Here is a 25,350-nt window from a genome sequence, read left to right on the forward strand (position 1 = left end):
TTTATACCTCTATAAGTAATACAATAAATCCGAGTGCAACGGCGATTGGAACAGCGATAGTCCGCCAGCGTTAACTGCACACTCCCTGGATTGAAACTGCGATAGTGCTCGCATCGTTACTTGCATGATAATAGGTTACAAACTATTACATATATAGTAAAATGTAATATAATGCATAAAATTGAATGCGATTACATTTGTATTTTGATTAACAACAATGTATATTATTAATATAATCGTTATTGATAGGGTGGTATTTAATGAAAATAGATATTTCACAACATTCATTGCCTGTATATGAGGCTCTAGCTAGTAATGTACGAATTGAAATGATTCGACATCTGGCTGTGAAGTCCATGAATATTAAAGAACTTGCAGATGCTATGCATCTAAGTAGTGCAATTATGACGATGCACGTTAAGAAACTTGAGCGTGCAGGTATTATCAAATCTTCTATGCAACCGGGTAAAGGAGGAGCCAAAAAAGTATGTACACTTGTTACTGACTCTATCGAGATCATTTTCCCTCCTAAGATTGAAAGTGTTTTCCGTGATTGTCATGTGACAGAAGTATCAGTAGGACACTATACAGACTTTGAGGTGACTCCAACTTGTGGTTTGGCAACAAGTGTTAAAGTACTAGGGATGTTTGATGAGCCTCGTGCTTTTCTTGAACCTGAAAGAGTAAATGCCAAAATATTATGGTTCGGACAGGGGTTTGTTGAATACCGTTTAGCTAATTATTTGAATAAAAATGAAAATCCACTTGAGTTAGAGATTTCAATGGAAATTTCATCGGAAGCGCCATTTGCCAATGAGAATTGGCCATCAGATATTACCTTTACATTGAATGGTATAGATATTGGAAAATGGACAAGTCCTGGTGACTTTGGTGGTGACAAACAACGTGGTCGCTACACACCTGACTGGTGGTGGGATGAAATTAATCAGTATGGATTACTGAAGATGTTGAAAATTAATGAGGAAGGTACCTTTATTGATGGTACCCAAATTTCAGATGTTAAATTATCAAGCCTTGATCTTGACTTGAAGCAGTGGAAATTCCGTATTTCTGTACTAGAAGATGCAGAAAATGTAGGAGGAGTAACGCTGTTTGGTAGCGGTTTTGGTAACTATAATCAGGACATAGTGTTTAAGCTTTATTATGATCGTCGTTTGACGGAAGCAGAAATAGTTGAAGTGACGAAAAGTTAGTAATCGAAGTGTACTCATGTGAATAGATTGATAGATTATTAGATTTATATGAGAATTTAGAAGCAAACAAAAAACGCATCTTTTCCACTTGAACTGTGGTTAAGGATGCGTTTTTTGTGTAGGGCACAAATTTTATTACTAATTACTTTTATTAGAGAGCTAGTTTAGTATCATTAACTGGAAGAAAAGATTTCTGAACTGGTCTACCTAGGTCTGGAAAACCAGAAGGTGTCCACGTAATAGGTTGAACGCAAGCATGACGATTAGGATCATACAATGGATCCCCGACTATTTCCTTATAATTACGTGCATGGTATACGATCAAATCAGTAACGCCATCTTCTGCTACGGTGAAACTATTATGTCCTGGTCCAAAGATAGACAATTTCTCATGCGTACCGAAGATAGGTGCAGGTGACTTGTTCCATGAACGTGGATCAAGCAAATTACTATCCTCATCTGCCCAAAGCAATCCCATGCAATAATGATGGTCAGTTGCACTAGCAGAATAAGTCATAAAGATTTTACCGTTACGTTTCAATATAGCAGCGCCTTCATTAACTAAGAATCCGATTTTTTCCCATTCATATTCAGGAATAGAGATACAAACTTGATTAGTTGAAAGAGTCCAAGGATTAATCATTGGTGCTATATATAGATTAGAGTTACCTGCAATTTTAGGGTCTTTTTGAGCCCATACATAGTATTGTTGTCCACGATGTTCAAAGGATGTGGCATCTAATGAAAACGATTCCCAATTCGTTGTCACTTGTCCCTTTTCTACCCAAGGACCTTCTAGTGGGTTACTTGCTTCACATTCTAATGCGAACATACGATGATCAAATAATCCTTCGTTTGTTTCAGCGGTGCGTGCTGCCGCGAAGTAAATATACCATTTGTTATCAATGTAATGAATTTCTGGGGCCCAAATATTTGCACTCATGGGACCTGTTTCATATTTACGCCAACAAACGATAGGTTCTGCATCAGCAAGACCATTAATGGTTTTTGAACGTCGTAGTTCAATGCAATCATAGCTAGGAACTGATCCAGTAAAGTAATAGTAGTCGTCTGAATGTTTGTAAATCCATGGATCAGCGCGTTGGGGAACGATTGGATTTACATATTCAGTTGTAGAAATGTTAGTCATACAGTCCTCCTTACTATAAAGTTAATAAAAGTATTAAGTATTCACAATAATATTAATATCACATAAACTGTCTCCTTTGTCTAGTGGGTTTTATAAATTTAAGGAAAAAAGGTTTGTAATTATGAGGCCGCGCACTATTTTTTATTAGAAAACTATTGAAATGAAATAGGGTCTGGGTTAAAATAATTCGCATATAGGTTAATTAGTTAGCTTATTTATTAACGATATCATTATAAACTATGGTGGGTGAATATGATGGGAAATACTATTAACAATGAAAAACTACTTGTTCAATACAAGTGTGAAACATCTCAAAAAGTTGGTTATGACAGTTCTATATACAAGAATCATGCAATCGCTTACGGTGAAAATGTAATACCTCAACATGTGACAATTGAAGGTAGAGAAGCAGTTACGCTCGCGGGAGGTAAGCATGGTAGTAGCTATTTACAATTACCATCTACGTTATTATCAACGGTTAATGATTACACGGGTCTGACTGTAACAAGTTGGATCTATCTATTTCCAGGACAAAGTGTATGGGAAAGATTATTTGACTTTGGTGCAGGTCCTCAAGGCCCTTATTTATTCCTAACTCGTAATTTACGAGGTGTTTGCTTTGGTGGATCTGATATCGCGGTTGACCCGAATAAATCATTGGCTACAGGTGAGTGGATTCATATTGCGATGACCGTTTCAGGAACTGAAGGTGCTACCGTTAGTAATGCTGGTCCTATTCTTTACGTGAACGGGGAAATGGTTGCTGATGGTTCAATAAGCCAAACAACTAGTGGAACGTATTTGAAATATAGAGAATGGATTGCTGCTTTTGATCATTCTGATACCTACTGCAATAACTATATTGGGCATTCTCAATTCGATGCAGATCATAATTTTCATGGCGCATTCACAGATTTCCGAGTATATAACTGTGTATTATCACATGCAGAAATTGTAGATATGATGTGCGAATCGTTAAGTGACGAGCAGCTTGTTGATATTGCTGCTGAGCAAGATTTAGCATTGAATGGCCTTATCATTACCAAATCTATAGCGTTGCCAACTTCTATTCTTAACGGTCAAATAACTATTGAATGGACTTCTTCTAATCCGAATGTATTACAACATGACGGTGAAGTAAATGCACATTTATCTGAAGCTTATGGTGTAACACTTACTGCCAAATTAATTCGTGGTCAATCATCGATTGGCAAGACATTCGAACTATCAGTACTGCCAACTTCTACGATTCCATATGAGATAATCGTTGATACTGAAAGTAAAGGTGTTGAAGTAAGTCCGGTTATGTATGGGCTTTTTTATGAAGATATTAATAACGCTGCAGATGGTGGTATATATGCAGAACTTATCCGCAATCGCTCATTTGAATCGTTCACTTTCGATAGTTTCTCTCATGTATGTGGGGAAAATGCTCACTCTACAGGTAGAAAGCGCACACCGCTTGATGGTTGGTATGGTGATCTTAATCTCGTAACAGTTGAACAAAGCGGTGGTCTCAATGAGTATTTTAGTATTACTGATGCAGACGTGAATAACACGTACGTAACGGTATCTGCTAAAGCAAAGTTGTTCAATCGTGGGTTTAATGATAGTAACCATTACTGTGCGATGTCATTCATTAGCGGAGAAAATTATAACTTTACAATATGGGCCAAAGCAGAAGCGGCTGGCTCGATAACAGTTCAATTATTAGATGATGCAGTTCAACCGATTAGTGATGCATTAATGATTGCAATAATTGGAGACGGTCAATGGCATAAATACGGGGTAACACCTCAGCTTGAACTTAAAGCTAAGACAACGACACTCGGTCAAATATCACTTCATTTCGATCAAACCATTGCTATCGATATGATTTCTTTATTCCCTCAAAACGTGTGGGGAGCTACAAGTGAGGTAGGTTCAGCTACTGCACAATTAAATTATAAAGGTAATGCTAACTATCGACTTCGTAAAGATATGGTTGTAGCTCTGCAGAATATGAAGCCAAGTTTCTTACGATTCCCTGGCGGATGCATATCTGAAGGATCTCATGTATGGGATAATGTCTATGATTGGAAACATTCTGTAGGCGATGTTGAAACTCGAAAAGAGAATTTCAATGTTTGGGGATATATGATGACCTTAGGTTTAGGTTATATGGAATACTTCCAATTAGCCGAAGATTTGAATGCAACTCCACTACCAGTTATGGCGTGTGGTGTATTATGCCAAGCTCGCTCAGATTATGCTAATCCCGCTGGTGGAGCTTTGCGAGATTACTATATTAAGAACTTCACAGATCTCATTGATTTTGCGATTAGTGAGGACTTTGAACATAATGAATGGGCGCAAATGCGCAAAGCTATGGGTCATCCAGCGCCGTTTGATCTTCGCTATCTAGGTGTAGGTAACGAGAACTGGGGTACTGAATTCTTTGCTAACTTTGAAAAATTCAAAGTTGCGATAGATCATTATATGCAAGAGAATTATCCATCCCATCCACTGACGATTATATCTACAGTAGGTGCACAAGCTGATGACGATGCTTATCAACAAGGTTGGAAATTTATAAGTGGTGCATATGAAGGGTCAGAGGTGATTGCATTTACCGATGGATGTCGCAGTACAGAAGAGCACATTACATGGTATGAACAACAGGATCATTATATGGATACGATTGTAGATGAGCATTACTATCGTTCGAACGATTATTTGCTTCGTAATGCAGATCGTTACAATTACTATTATCGTGCTATAGATGCAAATGGACAGCTAGATGAAGTGAAGACGTCAAAAGTATTCGTTGGTGAATATGCATCCAATGATAAAAATACATTAGCAGGCGCAATTGCAGAAGCTGCTGTAATGACAGGATTTGAAAATAATGCTGATGTTGTTAGACTTGCAGCATATGCACCGTTATTTAACAAAGTACTAACGGATGGAACGTATCGCTGGACACCGGATTGTATTTGGTTTGACGACGAAAGTATTTGGTTCACGCCTAACTATTATGTACAACAAATGTTTGCAAGTTATCTTGGGACACAAGTCTTGTCTAGTCAGTATCATACGTATCGCAATGGTAAATCTGTTCAACTTGCACCTCAAGGTGGAATTCAGATATCGACGGTTGGGGCGACATTAAGTTTGAAGTATGTAGCTGTCATCTCCAATGAAAGCAACAACATATTGTTTGAACAGGACTTTACGCAACCTATAGACGACAAGTGGCAATGGTTATCTAGTGCTTCTAAGAAACAATGGATAGAAGGCGAAGGCTTGCTTTTAGTTCCATCTGGAAATGGACGAGCAGGTATATATATAGATGAACCAAGTTGGAGTAATTATCGTGTTAAAGTGATCGCCGAAAAAGTAAATGGAAGTGACGGGATCTACGTTGGAGTCGGATTAACAGCTGCCGATACTTCCACTGTTAATGTCATTGAATACGTGATAGGAGAGCATAATCGTTCTACAGGGTTGAAAGTGTTCAAACAAGGTATCGAAGCTTATACGCTTGGAGATTTCTCTTCTAGTACAATGGTTGGTAATATGCGCGCAGCGTATAACGAACAAATGTTGGACGGACAAACTTATCAAATTAGTGTCAACTACGGTGGAAGCAACGGTAAAGAATTAAGCTGTACTCATGCGATTGCATCTAATGAACGGGATCTGCAAGCAAGTCCAGAAATTGCTACATTAAGGTACAAGTTAGAAGCTTATAATAATGAGATTTTCTATTCAATTACGCGTGATGAAAAAGCTATCTATATAAAACTAGTTAATTCAGATGCTACGGCTAAGCCACTTCAAATAGGATTTGGAGAAGCAACACTGAAAACAGAATATTGTTGTATTCAACTGACTGGAGATGCTGTTCTTCTTCATACACCGAATGTGAATAAGAAAGCAGCTGAGCTTATAACTCCATTAGAGCAAACATACGTTATGCAAGACGGTCAAGCAATACTAGAACTTCCAGCTAATTCGGTGCAAGTTCTAATATTGGAGTTTATATAATGCGTACTAGTTGTCGTATTATGATCATCTTGCTAGTACTAACCGTGCTAGCAGGATGTAGCTCAGCATCACAAACAACGGATTACGCCTATTCAACGAGTAATCCGAACTCACTTTACTATAGCAATCCGATCGTGTTAGAAAGGGCAGATCCATGGATATATGAGCATAGCGATGGCTACTACTACATGATTGCTTCTGTACCTGAGTATGATCGATTAGAAGTTCGTCGTGCTTTAACAGTTACTAGCCTAGCCTATGCAGATCCTATAGTAGTTTGGGAGAAAAACGAAACTGGCATTATGAGTAAAAATATATGGGCGCCAGAGATGTATAACATCGATGGAAAATGGTACATCTATTTCTCTGCTGCTAGAGAAGGAAGCGACTTTGACCATCGAATGTACGTGTTAGAGAATAGTTCTGACAACCCACTTGAAGGTGAATGGGAGCTGAAAGGTCAAATTCGGACAGGTCATGAAGTGTTCCAAATTGATGCTTCATTATTCGAACATCAAGGAACTTGGTACATAATGTGGTCAGGTGCGGGAGCAAAAGGTAATTCTTTGTATATGGCACCTCTTGAAAATCCATGGACGATTGCAGAGAGTCGAATCATGCTTACTGAACCCGAATATGACTGGGAAATCATTAATGGTGCTCGTGTGACGGAAGGGCCACAAGTGATTAAGCATAGGGATCGCATATTTATAACTTATTCGGCAAGCTTCTGTGATGCGAATTATAATATGGGAGCGCTAAGCGCTAACGTCAATAGTGATCTGATGGATCCTGCTTCATGGGAGAAGACGCATGAACCTATCTTCGTTTCAAATGCTGATGCTAATGCCTATGGACCAGGTCATGGATCATTTGTCGAGTCACCTGATAGCACAGAGCTTATTCATGTCTATCACGGTGTAGATGGTGTAGGCAAAGGTTTTGGGTGTGACAAAGCTAGAAATATACGGATCCAACCCTATCAATATGATGATCAAGGTCAACCAGATTTAGGAGATCCTGTGTCCAGAGGTTATACAATACCATCTCCTTCTGGAGAAGCTAGATTTGAACTTGAACATTACTGGGATGGAACGGCTGATGTGCTAATTACTAATGAACAAGCTTCCAATGGTATTACATTGCAATGGCAAAAACGTGGACAAGAAGTAACGATCAATGAAGTCATTGCTCCTGCAACGGGAATCTACACATTAACAGTTGCCTACATTAATAATGGAGATGTTACGAAGCAAAAGCTCGAAGTCAATGGTCAAACTTATTCCGTCGATCTATCTCAATCGGAAGTTTTAAATAAGGTAAGTGTTGTCCTTCCACTACAAGGAGGAGTTAATACTGTAGTATTACCATTCAGCCAGAAGCAAGTAGAGCTTGATTATATGGAATTAGCATATGTAGACCTAGCTGCTAGTGATGGTCAATTGTTACAAGGAATGGCGCTTAGTCGTACGTCCTTACTTGATGAGTTAGGTTTAACTGCTAATAATACGGAGTATTCTTATGAATTACCTGTTGAATCGGGTCGTTATACGGTAGCTATTGCTTACAAAAATGCTAATGATAAACAAATTATGAAGCTAGAAACAAGAAAATCTAGTACAATGGTTAATATATTTCATAACAATGTAAATGAATGGAAATATGCTTCAGCTGAAATTGATGTAGAAAAAAATGAACAAATTAAGCTTTATGTTAATGGTTCGGCTGAGATAGCCTATATTCGACTGTTAACGACACTACCAGAGGGTGAAGAGTTATCATTCCGTAATAGACAGACTGGTAATATGCTACAGCCTAATAATGGCTCTAAGAAGCTAGAAGAAGGATATCGTCAATATGTTGAGACTAAAACTCCTGCGCAAGGCTGGTCCTTGGAGTATGCGGAAGATGGTAGTTACTATATTCGTAATTCAATAAGTGGTTATTATATGACGGCTACTTCAGGTGGAGTTGTTCAACTAGAATTGCAGCATTTACCTTCTCAACGTTGGAATTTCCTATACTCTGAAGAAGCTAGTTATGTTTTGAAAAATGTGGAGACAGGTGTCTCTCCAATTGCTATTTCAGCTGATCCTAACAAATATGAGAATCTATCGTTTGAGCAAATTAATAGTAAAGATTGGCAAGTTTGGTTAGTTGAAAGTTTCCAATAAAAAAATGTTAAAAGTTTATCGTTTATGTATTGACTAATCATTAATAAATAAGTAATCTATTAACATAGACATAAACGATAAACGCCAACAAGGTAATAACGCTTCCCTTGAGGCCTGCAAATAAGAAGGTTTTCTTTTTTTGTAGCATATGTAAGCGATTGCATTAATTGTGTAATCCGAATACTGTTGCAAATTAATAAAAGGCGGAAATATTTGCGAAATGTCGAATATCGTTAATGATTATGTTAATCAACTAACATCAGGGGTCACACATCAAAAGCTTCTTAAAAAAGAAATTATAGGAGGTTAAACAATGAAATTTGCAAAATTTAGTAAAATGATGTTTGTACTAATTGCATTAATACTAGTATTGTCAGCTTGTTCAGGTGGAAATGGCGGCAGCAATAACGGCAATACTACTCCTGTAACAAACAATGAAGGTACTACGAATGAAGGTACTACTCCTGAGGGCGGAGAAACTGCTCCTGTAGTAGAAGATTTCGGTAAAGATGTAACTGGTGAAGTAACAATGTGGGTATTTAACGAAAATATTTTCGAAGAAGTAGCAACAGCATTTATGGCTGAGTATCCAAATATTAAAGTAACTCCTGTGTTTGTGCCTTTCGAGGATCTGCACAATAACTTACAAACGGCGTTAGCGAGTGGTACTGGTGCTCCAGATATCGCTGAAGTAGAAGTTGGCAACTTCACTCGTTATGCAACAGGTGGCGTACTAGAAAATCTACTAGCTGAACCATATAACGCTGGTAAATATAAAGAGTTTGTACCTGCATATAACTGGGAGCGCTGGATGAGCCCAGATGGTACTGAATTACTAGGTATGCCTTGGGATTCAACTCCAGGTGTATGGTACTATCGTGCTGATATTATGGAAGAACTTGGTTTCCCAAGTGATCCAACTGAACTTGGAGAATACATCAAGGATCCAGAAAACTTCCTTGCACTTACAAAAGCGGCAACAGCAAATGGGAAGTTTCTATTTGAATGGCGTGACGGCCCTATCCACTGGGCTGGCGATGAAATCGGATATTTCGATGATAGCTTAACTTGGATTCGTGATAATGATAAGTTAGTTAGCATTCTTGATTATACAAAACGTGGTAACCAAATGAACTGGGCACCACATCTTCCTTACGGAACAGATGAGGGTAAACCTCTAGTGCAATCTGGTCAATTAATCGGTTTGGCACTTGGTTCTTGGGGTGCACGTGACCTTGAAACAAACTTCCCTGAACTTTCTGGTAAGTGGAGAGCAACAAACTTACCATTCGGTATTAACTACCCAATCGGTGGTTCAAGCTTCGTAATTCCTTCTCAATCAGAAAATAAAGAAGCAGCATGGGTATACCTACAATGGGCAATGCGTTCTGAAAATGCTTGGAAAATTTGGACGAAACACTCCATCCAACCTGGTTACACAGATATTGCACAAAAAGATTGGTATGCTAGCCACACTAGCGAATTCCTTGGTGGCCAAGAAGATTTCAAATTCTATGAACAACTAGCTTCAGAAACTCCAACAAAACGTCTTAACCCGCTTGATGGAGCTGGTTGGGGGATCTGGGTACCTCGTATTCTTGACGCACTAGATAATAACGTTGACTCTCGTACAACTTTGCAACTTGCTAAGGAAGATGCAGAATCTATCCTTGCTGAAGATATTGCTAAGTTGAAAACAGAGCTAGGAAAATAATGATCGAATAGTAATGTAATCCGAATCAAGTCGCCCCGACTTGATTCGGGCTATTTAACCGAGAAAAGATACGTGATTATGATTGGGGGGACACCGCTTGGTAAGATTTTTGAGAAAATACACAGGAACCATATTGATAGTAGTCGTTTTGACGTTAGTTGCATTGTGGTGGGCTAACAATAGAAGTTTTGATCAAAATGTTATGAACGATGTAACACGCCATACTGAAATAAATGAAGAGACATTGTTAGAAGATGAAAATTCATCTAACTTGTTAGAGCAATCCTACTATAAATACTACTATAGCTATGTTGGTCAAGGATTCTCAGATGTACCAGATGAACATATTACAATTCCTTCAATTGAGTATAGTTCAATTAGTGCAGAAGGAACCAGCATTGAACAGAATTTAGATGGTCAATTTGGAAGTGTTATTGCCCTGCAAGATGAAAAAAGCTGGGTAGAGTATGAAGTAACTATATTGACTGATGGTTTCTATCAGATTGGGATGGATTATTATGCACTTGAAGGTAAACGTTCAGGATTAGTAAGAAGTATTCAAGTTGATGGAGGATATCCATTCTATCAAGCAAAACAAGTGGAATTCCAACGTATGTGGCAAGAGTATGGAGAACCATGGTATGACAATCAAGATAATGAGTACAATCCGAAACGTGAAGAGGTATTCGGATGGCAGTATCGTGATTTTATCGATGCTGAAGCAAAGGTAGCAGAAGGCTTCCGTTTCTTCCTAAGCAAAGGTACACATACAATACGGATTGAAGCAATCCGTGAGCCTGGTGCCATTGGACAGTTGCATATCTACGCACCAAAAGCAGTGTCTAATTATGCAGAGGTATCTGAAACTTATGCGAACAATGGCTATAAAGAAACGACGGGGTTTAACTTGAAGTTTCAAGCTGAGTTATCGACGCTAAGATCAGATCCAACTTTAAAACGAATAGAAGACCGTGAGCCTGATACGGAACCATTTAGTAGTAGCTCGAAAATCCTTAACAGTTTTGGAGGATTGAGCTGGCGTGATGGTGGTCAATGGGCAGAATGGGAAATTGAAGTTCCTGAGAGCGGTTTATACAATATAGGTGCACGGTTTGGACAATGGTTCCTTAACGGATTCCCAGTACAACGTAAAATTTATATTAATGGTGAATTACCATTCAAAGAGATGAATTCGGTTCCATTCCCATATAAGCAAGAATGGCAAATAAGTAATTTGAGTCAATCTAATGAAGAAGATTATTTATTCTATCTCGAAAAGGGTACGAATACGATTCGTATGGAAGTTCAAGTCGGGGAGCTTGGCGAAGTACTTGAGCTAGTAAGTGATACTTCTCAGAAAATGTCATTACTAACTCGCGAAGTTATTCGCGTTACTGGCACTAACCCCGATCCTAATGCGGATTGGAAACTTGAACGTAATATTCCTAACATTATTGAGCGACTAGAAACTATGGCTTGGAATATTGACGATGCTATTACATTATTGACACTATTTGGTGTAGAAGAAGGAAGCTCAGAATTAAGTACATTGTATGAAGCAAGAGGCGTACTTGTCGATATGTCCAAAGATACGCGTTCTATTCCTGCTAGACTGTTGCAGTTCAGAGAGTTGCAATCTGCTCTTGGACTTTGGGTCAACAATCTAAGTAAACAAAGCTTATTACTTGACTACCTTATTGTAAAATCACCAGATCAAGCGTGGCCACGCCCTGCTGCACCAATTATAGTGCGTGTAGGAACTAGTATTAGTGACCTAGCACTTACATTCACAAATAACTATGGTGGCGTTGGTACAGTTTATGACGCGGATGAGGAAGTACTAGATGTATGGATTGCTCGTGGTCGTGATTGGGCTGATATTATCAAGCAGATGATTGATGAAGACTTTACACCTGAAAGTGGTATTAAGGTCAATGTGAATGTTATTCCTGCCAACCAAATGCAGCTATTAATGTTAGCTAATACATCTGGACTTGCACCTGACGTTGCACTTGGTGTTGAGGGAGAAGTTCCAATAGACTTTGCGGTTCGTAACGCATTAGTTGATCTTGGTTCCTTTGACGATTATGAGGAAGTTGCAGCTAGGTTCAGACCTGGGGCATTAATTCCTTATAAATACGATGGTGGTAATTTCGCTTTACCTGAAAATCAAAACTTCTTTATGTTGTTTTATCGTAAAGATATTATGGCAGAGCTTGGTTATTCTGAAGATGAAATGCCAGAAACTTGGGATGATGTGATGGAACTTATTCCAATCCTACAACAGAACGGTATGGATTTCTTCTATCCACATGCTATTAATGATACGAAACAAGCCATTAATGAATTTGCTCCATTCTTGTTCCAAAATGGTGGAGATTTTTATACTGAGAATGGAAGTAAGTCTGCTCTTGATTCACCAGAAGCTTTGAAAGCAATGAAGTTGTGGACTGGTCTTTTCACGAACTACAAGATTGAGAAGCAAGCTGATTTCTATAACCGCTTCCGTTCAGGTGAAATGCCGATAGGGGTAGCAGATTACTCCACATATATTCTATTGTCTACAGCAGCTCCTGAGTTAACCGGTTGGTGGGGAATGAAACCAATGCCTGGTATCAAGCAGGAAAATGGGGAAATTAATCGTTCAACAGGTGGTCTTGCACAGACAGGAATTATATTCAAGAGTTCCGATCGTCAAACAGAAGCTTGGGAGTTCTTGAAATGGTGGACGAGTGCAGATGCACAAGAAAGATTTGGTTCAGAGCTTGAAGCATTGCTTGGTGTTGAGGCACGTTGGAACACTGCTAACGTCGAAGCATTGCAACGATTGCCTTGGCAAGCGCAAGATATTGAAGCGATTCTTGAACAGTGGGAGTGGTTCCGTGAACGTGAAGTTGTTCTAGGAGGATACTATACAACACGCTACATCGCTAATATGTGGAATGAAATTGTACTTAGTGGACGAATTGTTCGTGAGTCAGTTGAAGATGGTGTGAAGGAAATTGATAAAGAGCTATCTAAAAAACGTGAAGAATTTGGACTTGATCTAGCTGGCGAAGGAGGAACAACAGAATGATAACGGAAAAGACAACAACGCATAGTAGTACAATCGCTGTTCGTTCTGAATCTCGCTTTAAGAAAAAGCTTCAGCAATTCTGGGCAGATGTGAAACGTAGTAAAGTATCTCTACTGTTCATGACACCGTTTTTACTATTATTTACTATGTTTATCGTCGTACCTATTATTATTTCGGTAGCTTTAAGCTTCTCATATTACAACATATTAGAATCACCGAAATTTATCGGTTTCTCCAACTATAAACTACTGTTTGTTGAAGATGATATCTTCATGCAAGCAGTAGGAATAACATTAAAATTTGCTGTAATTACCGGGCCAATTGGATACATTATGGCGTTTCTACTAGCATGGCTCATAAGTCAGATCCCAACGAAATACCGCTTTTTCTATACACTTTGTTTCTATGCCCCATCTATTGCGAGTGGTACAGCTATGTCAGTTGTATGGCTTTACCTCTTCGCAGGGGATCGCAAAGGCCTACTGAATAACTGGCTAATTAATCTAGGTATTTTTGATGAACCGTTTCTGTTTCTACAAGATGTAAGGTCGATTGTACCGGTAATTATTATCGTGTCACTTTGGATGAGTATGGGGGTAGGATTCCTAGCCTTTCTTGCCGGTTTGCAAAACGTTCCTAAGGATCTTTATGAAGCGGGTGGGATTGATGGCATTCGAAATCGTTGGCAGCAATTATGGTACATTACGATACCATCTGTAAAACCACAATTATTGTTCGGTGCGGTTATGCAAGTGGTTGCTTCTCTCCAAGTATTTGACGTAAGTATACAGTTGGTAGGTTTACCGAGCCCATTGTATGCAGGGCATACCATTCTTACACACTTATTTGACTACGCATTTATTAGGTTCGAGATGGGTTACGCATCTGCTATCGCGGTTGTGCTGTTCCTTTTAATGATGGGACTGAATAGACTTATCTTCAACATACTAGGGAGGGATTAATGAGTGTCTCGCATTCAATCTATTAGCAGAAGAATAGACTGGGGTGGCATAATACTCTATAGCTTCCTTACAGTATTGGGACTTGTTATGTTATTACCATTAGTATATTTGGCTTCAACCGCTTTGAAGCCAATTAGTGAATTGTTCTTATTTCCACCAAGATTTTTCGTAATGAATCCAACGTTAACTAACTTCCGTGACCTATTGTTAGTTACAGGAACATCTAGTGTTCCATTTATCCGATTCATTCTCAATAGCTTAATAGTTACGGGAGGTATTGTTGGTGGCGGTGTTGTTATTTCCGCCCTTGCAGCTTACCCGCTTGCCAAACACGATATGGTCGGCAAGAAGTTTTTCTTTGATATGATCGTAGCTTCCTTGATGTTCTCTCCTATTGTATTGCAAATACCGCAATACCTGATCATGAGTAAATCAGGACTAATGAATACGTACTTTGCACTTATTCTACCTTACTTGGCAGCTCCAATAGGAATGTTCTTGATGGTTCAATTCCTTCGTCAAATACCTGACGCATTGCTAGAAGCATCGAGAATGGACGGAGCTTCCGAATGGAAGATATTCTGGGTAATTGTTATGCCGATGCTGAAACCAGCGATCTCAACATTTGCATTGTTCAGTTTTATCTCTGCTTGGAACGATCCATACCCAGCGATGGTGTATACGACAAGTGAGAATATGAAATCATTACCGCTTGCCATTCAAACGATTCAAGGTGGAGCAGGGGTTGTTGCCAGAGTTGGTACGTTTGCGGCAGCGAGTTTCTTGATGATTATTCCAACTTTAATTGTATTTATTACTACACAACGAATGGTATTGCAGACAATGGCGCATTCAGGGTTGAAGGAATAGGAGGACAGCTATGAAAAGTTGGAAAAGCTTACGAATCATAGTGCTGACGATGCTAGCCATGTCCTTATTGTCTTCGACTGCCAGTGCGTCAACACCTTATGATAGTTACACGATTAATTCACAAGGTAATGATATTCGTTCTATAGCAGGCTTTGTTTATGAAGAGTCAATTACTGGACTTGATCTAGAATCTGGAGCATTTGAACGCCCAGAATCATTACACATTACATCAGATGGAGACATCTATATTGCAGATGCTGGTAAAAATCGAATTGTACATCTTGATAGTAAACATCAATATGTAAGAACGATTGGTGATACGGAAGGTCCTGGCAAGTTAGGGGAACCGAAAGGTATCTATGTCAAAGAAGACGGTACAATCTATGTTGCTGATACTGCAAATGGACGTATTGTTATCTTTAATAAAGATGGCCAATTTGAAAAAGAGTTTCTTAAGCCAGTAAGTCCACTTATCGGTTCAACATTCTCTTATTCACCATCTAAAATTATTCTTGATAAACGTGACTATATGTATGTTGTCAGTGATGGTAATACACAAGGTTTGATTCAATTAGATCCTAACGGTCAGTTCAAAGGATTCTATGGGGCCAACCATGTTGGGTTCAGCTGGTCAAGAGTATTACTACGCTTACTTGCAACAGAATCTCAACAAGCGAAACAGGTAACGCTTCGTCCAGCAGAATTCTCAAATCTTGATATTGATGATGAAGGATTTATGTATACGACGACGCTTGGTGAAGCAGCGAATCAGTTAAAACGGTTGTCTCCTGTCGGAGTAGATACACTTAATATTGGTATCGAGCGTGAGTATGGTGATTTCTATAGTTCAGGACCGTTTTCTATGCCTTCATTCATCGGTATTTCAGTAGATAAGACAGGAATTATTACTGCACTAGATCTTCAGACAAGTAAAGTATTCCAATATGATAAATTAGGGAATTTCTTGTTCGCATTTGGTGGATTAGGTGAACAACGTGGTTTGTTCACGACACCAGCAGATCTTGCTCAAACTAGCAATGGAGATATTTATGTTGTCGATCGTGGTCGCAACAGTATCGAAGTGTTCCGTAAAACACCTTTTGCTCAGCTTGTTCAACAAGCTTCTACCTTGCATGTTGAAGGTAGATATGAAGAGGCAGAGACGATGTGGCAGGAAGTTATTCGTCAGAACAGTAACTATGAGATGGCTTACCAAGCAATTGGTAAAGCGCTTTACAAAGCCGAGCGCTATAAAGAAGCGATGGGATATTTCGAACTTGCAAGTGCAAGACATGATTATTCATTAGCTTTTAAAGAATATCGTAAGGAATTCATTAAAGAGCATTTCACCATTATTGCTATCTTAGTTGTTATTTTGTTTGTTGCTCTAAGAATATTCATCCCTAGATTACTTCGCTGGGTATCTCGAAAAGTGAAGGAAAAGTCGCAAGTGGGCGTTGCTCATCATGGGAAGGAAGGTGAGACGATATGAATCCATTCGTGATGATGCATCGAATCATTTTCAAACCATTTGATTTCTTTGAAGATATTCAAAGTCCTGGAATAATTCGCATTCGCCAAGCTATAGTTCTTGTTTTATGTGCTTACATTGCTAGAATTATTTCCATCTATTCACTAGGCTTCGCATATGAGACTCGTGAAGCATACCAAATTTCTATTTTGCAAGAAGCGATCTGGATACTTGTTCCTTGGTTAACTTGGTGCATAGCACATTGGGCAGTAAGTGCTATTCTCGATGGAGAAGGTAAGTTCAAAGAGATCGTCTATGGCAGTGCCTTTGCACTTGTTCCATACATTGTGTTCATAATACCTGTAACTTTATTATCTCAAATTCTTGCGTTAGATGAATCCGGGATGATTAATTTCTTCACTTTCGTGATCTATGCATGGGTTATCTGGCTATTTATCTTAAAGGTGAAGATACTGCATAACTTTGATTTGCCTAAAACATTATTTATTGCTTTTCTAAGTATAGTAGCAGTATTTATTTTGTGGTTTATATGTGTATTGCTGTTTGGTTTGGCCAATCAATTCCTCAATTTCTTGCTCGATATGGTTAAGGAATTAAGGCTAAGAGGATAGGAGGAGCGTATTATGAAGCAACGTACCATTCAATGGAAGAAGCCAGTTTCAATTTTGTTACTTGTTATGATGTTGCTTGGTCAGCAGATAATTCCGTCAGCTAGTAGCTTTGCTCCTTCTGTTAAAGCAGAGCAGTTAAGTGGCGAGGAAGTTGTTGAACCAGTCGATAGTCAAGCTGTGATCGAAGAAACTACTAGTGAAGTGTTAACGGTAGAAGCTACTGACGTAGTAGTTGATTCTGTTGATCTAGCGCTAGATGGAGCAGAAGAACTATCAAAAGTAACAGCTATTAAAGAAGTATTAAATGATAGTAAATTCACGTTATATATTGATGAAAAAACAGGTAATGTGCGTCTAGTAAGTAAAGAAACGGGGACGGAATGGTTGGGCTCTCCACAAACACCTTCCTCATTGCCGCCTAACAATAAGAAATTTATCGATTCACCAGTTCATCTTCGTTATACCGTTGGTTCGGACGTAACATCAACGTATTCTCTAAAGGATGCGACAACAACGACAACGTATACTGTGCTCGATGATCAGGTAGTATTAGATATTAATTTTGTTGCTGAGGGAATCTCGCTACAAATGATTTATACACTTAGCGATCGTGGACTTGTCGTGCAAATTCCATTTGAAAGTATTAAGGAAACTGGAGCTGCAAGGCTAACAAGTCTTGAACCACTACCTTTCATGAATGGAGCATTAGAAACAGATGAAGGCGCAATGTTCTTACCAGATGGTTCAGGGTCTCTACTTGAATTCCGTGCTAATCATGAGACTTATCTGAAAGGATATTCCGAATACATTTATGGAAATGATGCTACTTTCAGATCACAAACGAATGATATGTTAGCGGATACTTATACACGTACAAATACACCGCGTGAAAGTATCGCACTTCCAGTGTTCGGTATGTATCGTAATGGGGTTGGTACACTAGCTATCGTATCTGATGGTCAATATGAAGCGAAAATAAATGGTACGCCTGCTGGTATTCGTGCGATTCCAATGTATCGTAGCTCTGTTGAATTTATGTATCGTAAAAACGATGTTATTTTCATCGGTAATTCCGGACAAATTCCATATTTCCAAGGTCAAATGATTGCAGGAAATCGTAAGGTGGAGTACGTGTTACTGGAAGCAGAAGATGCTAACTATGTTGGTTTGGCAAAAGCGTATCGTAACTACTTAATTCAGGATCAAGGGTTGATGCCAGTTGCAGATCAAAAACCTTCACTATCATTAGAATTGTTTGGTGGTATTGAGCGTGAAGAGATTATCGGAGATACGTTTATTAAGATGACGACATTCCAGCAAGCAGAGCAGATCATTGCTGATTTGCAACAAACTGGGGTAACAAATATTGTTGCAACATATGATGGATGGACAAAAGGTGGGCTATATGGCACGCAGCCATCTCATAAAATAGCGAAACAACTTGGAGGTAAAAAGGGTCTTGAATCCTTAGTTAATTTTACGAAAGAAGCTAATGTAGCACTCTACTTACGTGCCAATTATGTAAAACCATTCGAATCTACAGGTAAATATAGTGAACGCAAAGATGGTATTCGCGGTATGGATCGAGAACTATTAGAACTAACATTATATTGGCCAAGTGATCGCTGGTCTCGTGGTAGCTTCAGCTTCCATCTTATTAAGCCAGATCGAGTACTTAATGAGTATGTGAAAGATCAAGTTTCAGATTATGTGAACTATGGTGTTGATGGTGTGCAGATGCAATATATGGGTGAGATGATCTATTCTGATGAAGATAAGGATTCAATCACTGATCGTTCTGTAGCAGCTCAGGCATGGATTGATTCACTAACTCTAATGAAGGAACAGGTTGGTTCAGCAGCGGTGGATTACGGCAACGCATATACATTTGGACTAGTTGATCGTATCGATGATGCTCCATTGTATGCTAGTGAATACACGTATACAGATACTGCAGTTCCATTCTATCAATTAGTTCTTCACGGTCTTATTCCATATTATGCTAGTCCAATTAACTTGCGTGAAGATGCACAAGTTGAATGGTTGAAAGCTATTGAGTATGGCGCACTTCCTACTGCTGAATTAACTGGTGAGAAAAGTAGTAATTTGCATCGTACAGCTGAAACAAGATTATACAGTTCCTACGCAGCAGATTGGATTAACATTGTTGCTGATGAATACAAAGATTTGGAGCCACTTTATGATGCTATTGCTGGTGAACAAATGATCAATCATGAACAGTTACAAGATCGCGTATTCCGTACAACATATGCTAGTGGTGTTGAAGTCATTGTGAACTACAATTCAGATGCTACTACTATAGACGGAGTTAATGTCGAAGGTATGAACTATACGTGGAGTAAGGGGTGAAGGAAATAGCATGAAATTCAAAATGAACATGAGAAAGAGACATATATTTGAAGGCTATTCCTTCATCATCTTATGGATTGTCGGATTTGTAGCTTTCATGGCAGTACCACTGGGGCAATCAATCTACTACTCGTTCCAAAAACTAACACCTAGTAAAACCGGACTTATAGCTGAGAACGTAGGACTTCAGCATTTTCGAGCAGCATTCGCAGTAGATATTGAGTTTCTACCATTATTACAAAGCACATTTACAGGTATGATATCACATGTGCCGCTCGTACTAATTTTCTCTATAGCGAGTGCATTATTGTTAAATCGTCATTTCCGTGGTCGGATGATATTCCGTGGTATATTCTTCTTGCCTGTAATTATTGCATCAGGTACGACATTGAAAAAGCTCTTGGAGCAGGGTGCTGCAAATCTCCCAATCTTTATGAATTATGATTTATATCGTATGTTAAGACTTTTCATTCCTGGTGATATTCTAGAGAGTCTATTAACATATGCAGATTCATTGACGATGGTCATGTGGGATGCAGGAGTACAAACGCTCATCTTCCTTGCTGGTTTACAGACAATTTCTGTTTCGCTTTATGAAGCAGCGAAAATGGATGGGGCAACGAAGTGGGAAAGCTTCTGGAAAATAACATTCCCTATGATTATGCCAATGATTCTAGTTAACACATTATATACGATGGTTAGCTCATTCACGCGTGCAGACAATAGTGTAATGGACTACATTAATACACGAGTATTTAGTGATAATAACTATGGATATGCTTCGGCATTAGGATGGATTTATTTCGTAGTTATTTTCATTATGATTGGTATAGTGTTCTTATTGTTTAGAAAAAGTCTAGCTTCGATGGAAGGCAGGTAATCAAAATGGCGAATGCGCAGTTAACAGATAAAGTGAAAATCAGCGATAAGCTAGATCCTGCTTTAAGGTTTCAAGCCATCAAACGCAGTAAAAATATTATAGGAACAATTTTCTTCTATTTTATACTGCTTAGCTTATCTTTTGTATTTTTGTATCCGTTATTATACATGATCTCCAAATCTCTCATGCAGAGCTGGGATGTAGCAGATGCAACGGTTCGCTGGATTCCACATGAATTTAACATTCATAACTATAAAGTTGCTTTTACAGCGATGAAGTATTGGCAAGGATTTATGAATAGTTCTATCATTTCATTTGGTAGTGCTGCGTTGCAAATTATTTCATGTTCATTAATTGGATATGGATTTGCACGTTATCGTTTCCCATTATACGGTCTATGGTTTGTATTGTTAATTTTCACATTCCTAGTACCACCACAAACGATTGTTGTTCCTTTGTATATGTTTTTCAGTGAACTTGGTTGGATTAATACGCATCTACCGTTTATTGTGCCGGCTGCCTTTGGACATGGACTACAAGGATCGCTGTTCATTCTAATCTTTATTCAATTCTATCGTCAACTTCCAAAAGTACTAGAAGAGGCTGCTAGAATTGACGGTGCAGGTGCATTCCGTACGTACTGGCAAATCATGTTCCCATTAGGTAAACCAGCGATGGTTACAGTATTCCTATTCTCTATCGTATGGCATTGGAATGATAACTTCCAACCAAGTTTATACTTGCGTCTACCGCCATTTTATAATTTAGCGCAACGTATGAATGGTTTCTACGGTCAAGCTACGATGACTGCGGATCAGATGGGGGCTAGCGTTTCGTCAAGTGCAATTGGTATGGCACCAACGGTTATGAATCAGATGATGGCTGGCGTAGTGTTATCGATTATACCAATTCTTATCTTATATCTTTTCGTTCAACGCAATTTTGTTGAAAGTGTTGAGCGTGCTGGTATTGCAGGTGAATAACTAATTTATTTCCTCGATCATCTTCCTAATATGGGGAAGGGGGTCGAGGAAAAATTTTAAGTGGGGTCTACTGCGGGATGTTAATTAGGAAGTATATGAAATGTTTTAGGAGGAGCTATGAATAAAACATTAATTTGCGCTGTGAGCGTACTGACAGCTGTTGTTATGATGACAGCATGTAGTAAGGGGACGAATGAGAATTTGAACAAAGAGCCTGCTACTGAGCAGGTAGTTAACGATAATAATAAGACAAATAAAGAAGTTAATGAAAATGCTGATAATCAACTAGTGGTCACTAATCCTGTTGATAATGGTGTGGAAAAAGGTGGACCTATGTTTACAAATGCTTCAGTACATGATCCTTCGGTGTTATTTGCTGATGGTACTTTCTATGTGTATGGCTCACATCTTGGATCTGCCAAAAGTACTGATCTAATGAATTGGACCTTGATTGGTTCTGGAGTAAGTAATGGTAATCCATTAATCCCGAATGTTACAGAAGAAATGGCAGAAGCGCTAGAATGGGGTCAGACAGATACGTTCTGGGCTGGTGATGTGATCCAATTAGCAGATGGTAAGTATTACTTCTATTATAGTGTCTGCAAAGGGGATTCTCCTCGTGCAGCCATTGGTCTTGCAGTATCAGATTCGCCAGAAGGTCCGTTTACTGATCTTGGTATGTTCTTGAAATCAGGTATGTGGGGACAGAAGAGTGAAGACGGAACAATTTATGATGCAACTGTTCATCCCAACGCTATTGATCCAGCAGTATTCTTCGACAAAGATAATCTACTGTGGATGGTATATGGGTCATATAGCGGTGGTATTTTTATTATGCAACTTGACCCAACAACAGGTTTACCTTTTCCAGATCAAGGGTACGGTAAAAAGTTGCTTGGGAAAAATCATGTGCGTATAGAAGGTCCATACATACAATATAGCCCAGAAACAGATTACTATTATATGTTCTTATCATATGGTGGTTTAGATGCAGTTGGCGGATACAATTTGCGTGTTGCTCGCTCCAAAACACCAGATGGACCGTATGTTGATTCTGAAGGCAAAGATTTAATTGATGCTCAAGGTCCAGCGGGATCATTCTTTGATGATCGTGCAATTGAACCTTACGGTGTTAAAATGGTAGGGAATTTCATGTTCCGTCGTGAACTTGGAGAAACTGGCGGCGGAATTGGCGCTGGTTATATCTCACCAGGGCATAACTCAACCTATTATGATGAGAGCAGTAAGAAGTATTTCAATATATTCCATACGCGCTTCCCATACCAAAGTGAACATCATGAAATCCGTGTTCATCAAATGTTCTTGAATGAAGATGGTTGGTTTGTTATGGCTCCTCATCGTTATTCAGGTGAAACGATTGGAACGTATACGCAGGAAGAAGTTTCTGGAGCATTTAAATTAATTAATCATGGTCGTGATGTATCTGCTGAAGTGAAAGAGTCTATTGTAGTAGAGCTTACGGCAGATGGTAATATTACTGGAGCGGTTGCAGGTAGCTGGAAATTAAGTGGTGAGCATAATGTTGAACTAACCATTGATAATGTAGTATATCGTGGAGTGTTATTACGTCAATATGATGAATTAACGAAACAAGAGGTAATGACATTCAGTGCGTTATCCCTTGAAGGCGTATCTGTATGGGGTTCAGCAGTAACAAAAAAGGAATAGCTATATAATAATAAGGACTAAGCTAATATAGCTTGTTTGCTAATGTAAGAGATAAATAATGAATACCTTGTATGGAAAATCCGGTTGCTACTAAGTGACTGGATTTTTCGTATTTAGACATATAACAGAAATAGTAAAATATAGTTTATATATTGTGTTTATCTTTTTTTAGATGTGAAATATGAGCGACATTAAAGGAAAAAAACTGTTCATCGAGCATGAACTGGTTTTCACTGACATAGTATTAATGTTCGTATTGTTTTCAATCGCTAACTTCTAACGAAATAAGCAGGAAATGAGAGGTATATGTCGAATCTCCAATTATGGAATATATTACACATATGTTAGACAGGAGAATGTTTATGGTAAATAGATGTTAGAAAAATACATTTGTATTATTGAAAATTATGTATAAAAAATGGAGTGGTAATTAGTGTATAAAAAGATTCTTGCATTTGTTTTAATACTTACATTAGTTTTTCCTATGAGTGCATTTGCAGCAACTAGCGCACCAAAAGTATATTTGGATGGCGTGGAAGTGTCTTTCCCTAATAAGCCTGTTATTGTACAGGGAACTACGATGGTACCATTTAGAAACATTTTTGAAGCATTAGGTGTCAGTGTTAGTTTCGATTCAAAGAGTAACACAATATCTTCCAAAAAAGGCGATACAGAAGTTAGAGTGTTTATTAATCAAACCTATGCAACAAAAAATGGAGAGATGATTACACTTAGTATTGCTCCGTATGTTACTAAAGGAGTAACTTACGTGCCACTTAGATTTGTAGGTCAATCCTTCGGATATAAAGTAGCATATAAAAATAATACTATTTATATTGATTCACCAACTTCAACTCCAAGTCCGTCACCAACTCCGACAACTACACCGAGTCCTTCACCAAGTCCAAGTCCGACGACAAAACCAAGTAATACTACGTTAACTGTTGAAGAAGTAGGCGAATTAGCTAATAGGGTAGCATTGCTCGAAGTTTATGATGCAAAAGGTAAGTTATTTGCTACAGGAAGTGGTGTTTCTGTGGCCAAAGGTGAAATATTAACCAATTACCATGTAATTGAAGGTGGTAGTAAAGTTGGTGTTACCTTTGAAGGATTACCAACTATATTTACTACGACTACATTATTAAAAGATGAAAAAAGAGATTTAGCTCTGCTAAAAATTGATAATTTAAATTTACCAATCGTTGATATTGGAGATTCTAAGGAATTAAAATTAGGTGAATCAATTGTAGCTATCGGCTCACCTCTAGGATTCTCCAACACATTGACAGTAGGAAATGTTAGTAATCCTTTGCGTAAAGTTAATAATGAAACTTATGTACAAATTTCCGCACCGATAGACAGTGGTAGCAGTGGTGGCGCATTGTTTAATATGAAAGGAAAACTTGTAGGCATTATTACAGCTAAAATGGAAAGTTCGGCAAATCTTAATTTTGCAATACCTTCATCTGATGTCATATCGTTTTTAAAGAAAACTAAAAAGGCTGAACAGATGAGTAGTTCAAGTAGTTCAGGTAATGGAACATCTACTAACAATAGTTATACAGAGAAGGGTGCAACTGAAGTACAGAAATATCTTAATTATGAATATGCTACTGTAACCTTAGATGGATTCAGATATGATTTTGAATGGATTGTAATGTTATCTAAAGAAAAAGATGGTTATTTGGTCGGTGGTATTATGGAAGATAGTGATCAATGGCTCGATTTGATGGATATGCAAGATTACGATGATATGACAATTCCTTCTATTTTATATTGGGTATCCGACTCGATTAGTAAAGATAAAGGAGCAAAAAACGCTTTTGTAATGCTATATTTGGATACCTATGTATCTTCTTATCCAAGTGCTTTTCCTTCTGATGCAATAGAACGTGAAGGCTCGGGATATAGATTGTTCTACAATTTTGCATGGGGTACAATTGATGGGTCAGAATATGTGTACAGTATATATCCGGAAGAAGGATATGTCGAATATGTAGACATCTAATTAGCGTATTAAACTCGAAATTAAGGTAGAATAATTTCCCGTTGCCATAAGGTGACGGGTTTTATTTTGATGATTATGAAAAGTATTGAATAGCTGACACCAATATCATACAATTATTGTGGATTATG

At 38.4% G+C, this 25,350-nt stretch carries 15 protein-coding genes; 14 read left to right on the top strand and 1 reads right to left on the bottom strand.

What is annotated here, in order from left to right; all coding sequences use genetic code 11:
- The first annotated feature begins 260 nt into the window (after nucleotides 1-260).
- Entirely contained in the window at nucleotides 261-1,214 is a 954-nt protein-coding gene (locus NAG76_11375; GenBank protein URN92501.1) for a helix-turn-helix domain-containing protein, read from the top strand.
- 151 nt (nucleotides 1,215-1,365) lie between these two features.
- On the opposite strand, the gene NAG76_11380 is transcribed toward NAG76_11375, so the two are convergent.
- Nucleotides 1,366-2,364, bottom strand: coding sequence for a family 43 glycosylhydrolase (locus tag NAG76_11380; GenBank protein ID URN92502.1), 999 nt, complete (start codon nucleotides 2,362-2,364; stop codon nucleotides 1,366-1,368).
- A 252-nt stretch (nucleotides 2,365-2,616) separates the two neighbouring features.
- Between NAG76_11380 and NAG76_11385 the strand changes: the two genes are divergently transcribed.
- The 13 genes from NAG76_11385 (at nucleotide 2,617) to NAG76_11445 (ending at nucleotide 25,222) form a co-directional block, all read left to right on the top strand.
- Nucleotides 2,617-6,393, top strand: coding sequence for an alpha-L-arabinofuranosidase (locus tag NAG76_11385; protein URN92503.1), 3,777 nt, complete (start codon nucleotides 2,617-2,619; stop codon nucleotides 6,391-6,393).
- The gene (locus tag NAG76_11390) at nucleotides 6,393-8,567 is read left to right on the top strand and encodes a family 43 glycosylhydrolase (protein ID URN92504.1); all 2,175 of its coding nucleotides are present in this window, start codon (nucleotides 6,393-6,395) and stop codon (nucleotides 8,565-8,567) included. Before NAG76_11385 ends, NAG76_11390 begins: the two co-directional genes overlap by 1 nt.
- 313 nt (nucleotides 8,568-8,880) lie before the next feature.
- Nucleotides 8,881-10,281 carry an extracellular solute-binding protein gene (locus tag NAG76_11395; protein URN92505.1) on the top strand — a complete coding sequence of 467 codons (1,401 nt, stop codon included), beginning with the start codon at nucleotides 8,881-8,883 and terminating at the stop codon, nucleotides 10,279-10,281.
- A gap of 97 nt (nucleotides 10,282-10,378) precedes the next feature.
- Nucleotides 10,379-13,357 (top strand): extracellular solute-binding protein, encoded by a 2,979-nt coding sequence (locus NAG76_11400; protein URN92506.1) that lies wholly within the window; start codon nucleotides 10,379-10,381, stop codon nucleotides 13,355-13,357.
- Nucleotides 13,354-14,319 (top strand): sugar ABC transporter permease, encoded by a 966-nt coding sequence (locus NAG76_11405; GenBank protein URN92507.1) that lies wholly within the window; start codon nucleotides 13,354-13,356, stop codon nucleotides 14,317-14,319. Before NAG76_11400 ends, NAG76_11405 begins: the two co-directional genes overlap by 4 nt.
- Before the next feature lie 3 nt (nucleotides 14,320-14,322).
- Entirely contained in the window at nucleotides 14,323-15,189 is an 867-nt protein-coding gene (locus tag NAG76_11410) for a carbohydrate ABC transporter permease (GenBank protein ID URN92508.1), read from the top strand.
- Between the two features lie 10 nt (nucleotides 15,190-15,199).
- Complete coding sequence (locus NAG76_11415) at nucleotides 15,200-16,681, top strand: hypothetical protein (protein URN92509.1); 1,482 nt, start codon at nucleotides 15,200-15,202, stop codon at nucleotides 16,679-16,681.
- Nucleotides 16,678-17,292 (top strand): YIP1 family protein, encoded by a 615-nt coding sequence (locus NAG76_11420; GenBank protein URN92510.1) that lies wholly within the window; start codon nucleotides 16,678-16,680, stop codon nucleotides 17,290-17,292. The genes NAG76_11415 and NAG76_11420 overlap by 4 nt, the downstream gene beginning before the upstream one ends.
- 12 nt (nucleotides 17,293-17,304) lie before the next feature.
- Nucleotides 17,305-19,662, top strand: a complete 2,358-nt coding sequence (locus NAG76_11425; protein URN92511.1) for a DUF5696 domain-containing protein — start codon at nucleotides 17,305-17,307, stop codon at nucleotides 19,660-19,662.
- 10 nt (nucleotides 19,663-19,672) lie between these two features.
- Entirely contained in the window at nucleotides 19,673-20,542 is an 870-nt protein-coding gene (locus tag NAG76_11430; GenBank protein ID URN92512.1) for a sugar ABC transporter permease, read from the top strand.
- 5 nt (nucleotides 20,543-20,547) lie between these two features.
- Nucleotides 20,548-21,525, top strand: coding sequence for a carbohydrate ABC transporter permease (locus NAG76_11435; protein URN92513.1), 978 nt, complete (start codon nucleotides 20,548-20,550; stop codon nucleotides 21,523-21,525).
- Between the two features lie 117 nt (nucleotides 21,526-21,642).
- A complete protein-coding gene (locus NAG76_11440) occupies nucleotides 21,643-23,214 on the top strand; it encodes a glycoside hydrolase family 43 protein (protein ID URN92514.1) in 1,572 nt (523 codons plus the stop codon).
- A 433-nt stretch (nucleotides 23,215-23,647) separates the two neighbouring features.
- Entirely contained in the window at nucleotides 23,648-25,222 is a 1,575-nt protein-coding gene (locus NAG76_11445) for a stalk domain-containing protein (protein URN92515.1), read from the top strand.
- Nucleotides 25,223-25,350 lie beyond the last annotated feature (128 nt).

Origin of the sequence: Candidatus Pristimantibacillus lignocellulolyticus (assembly GCA_023639215.1) — a bacterium.
GTDB classification, from domain to species: Bacteria; Bacillota; Bacilli; order Paenibacillales; family Paenibacillaceae; genus Pristimantibacillus; species Pristimantibacillus lignocellulolyticus.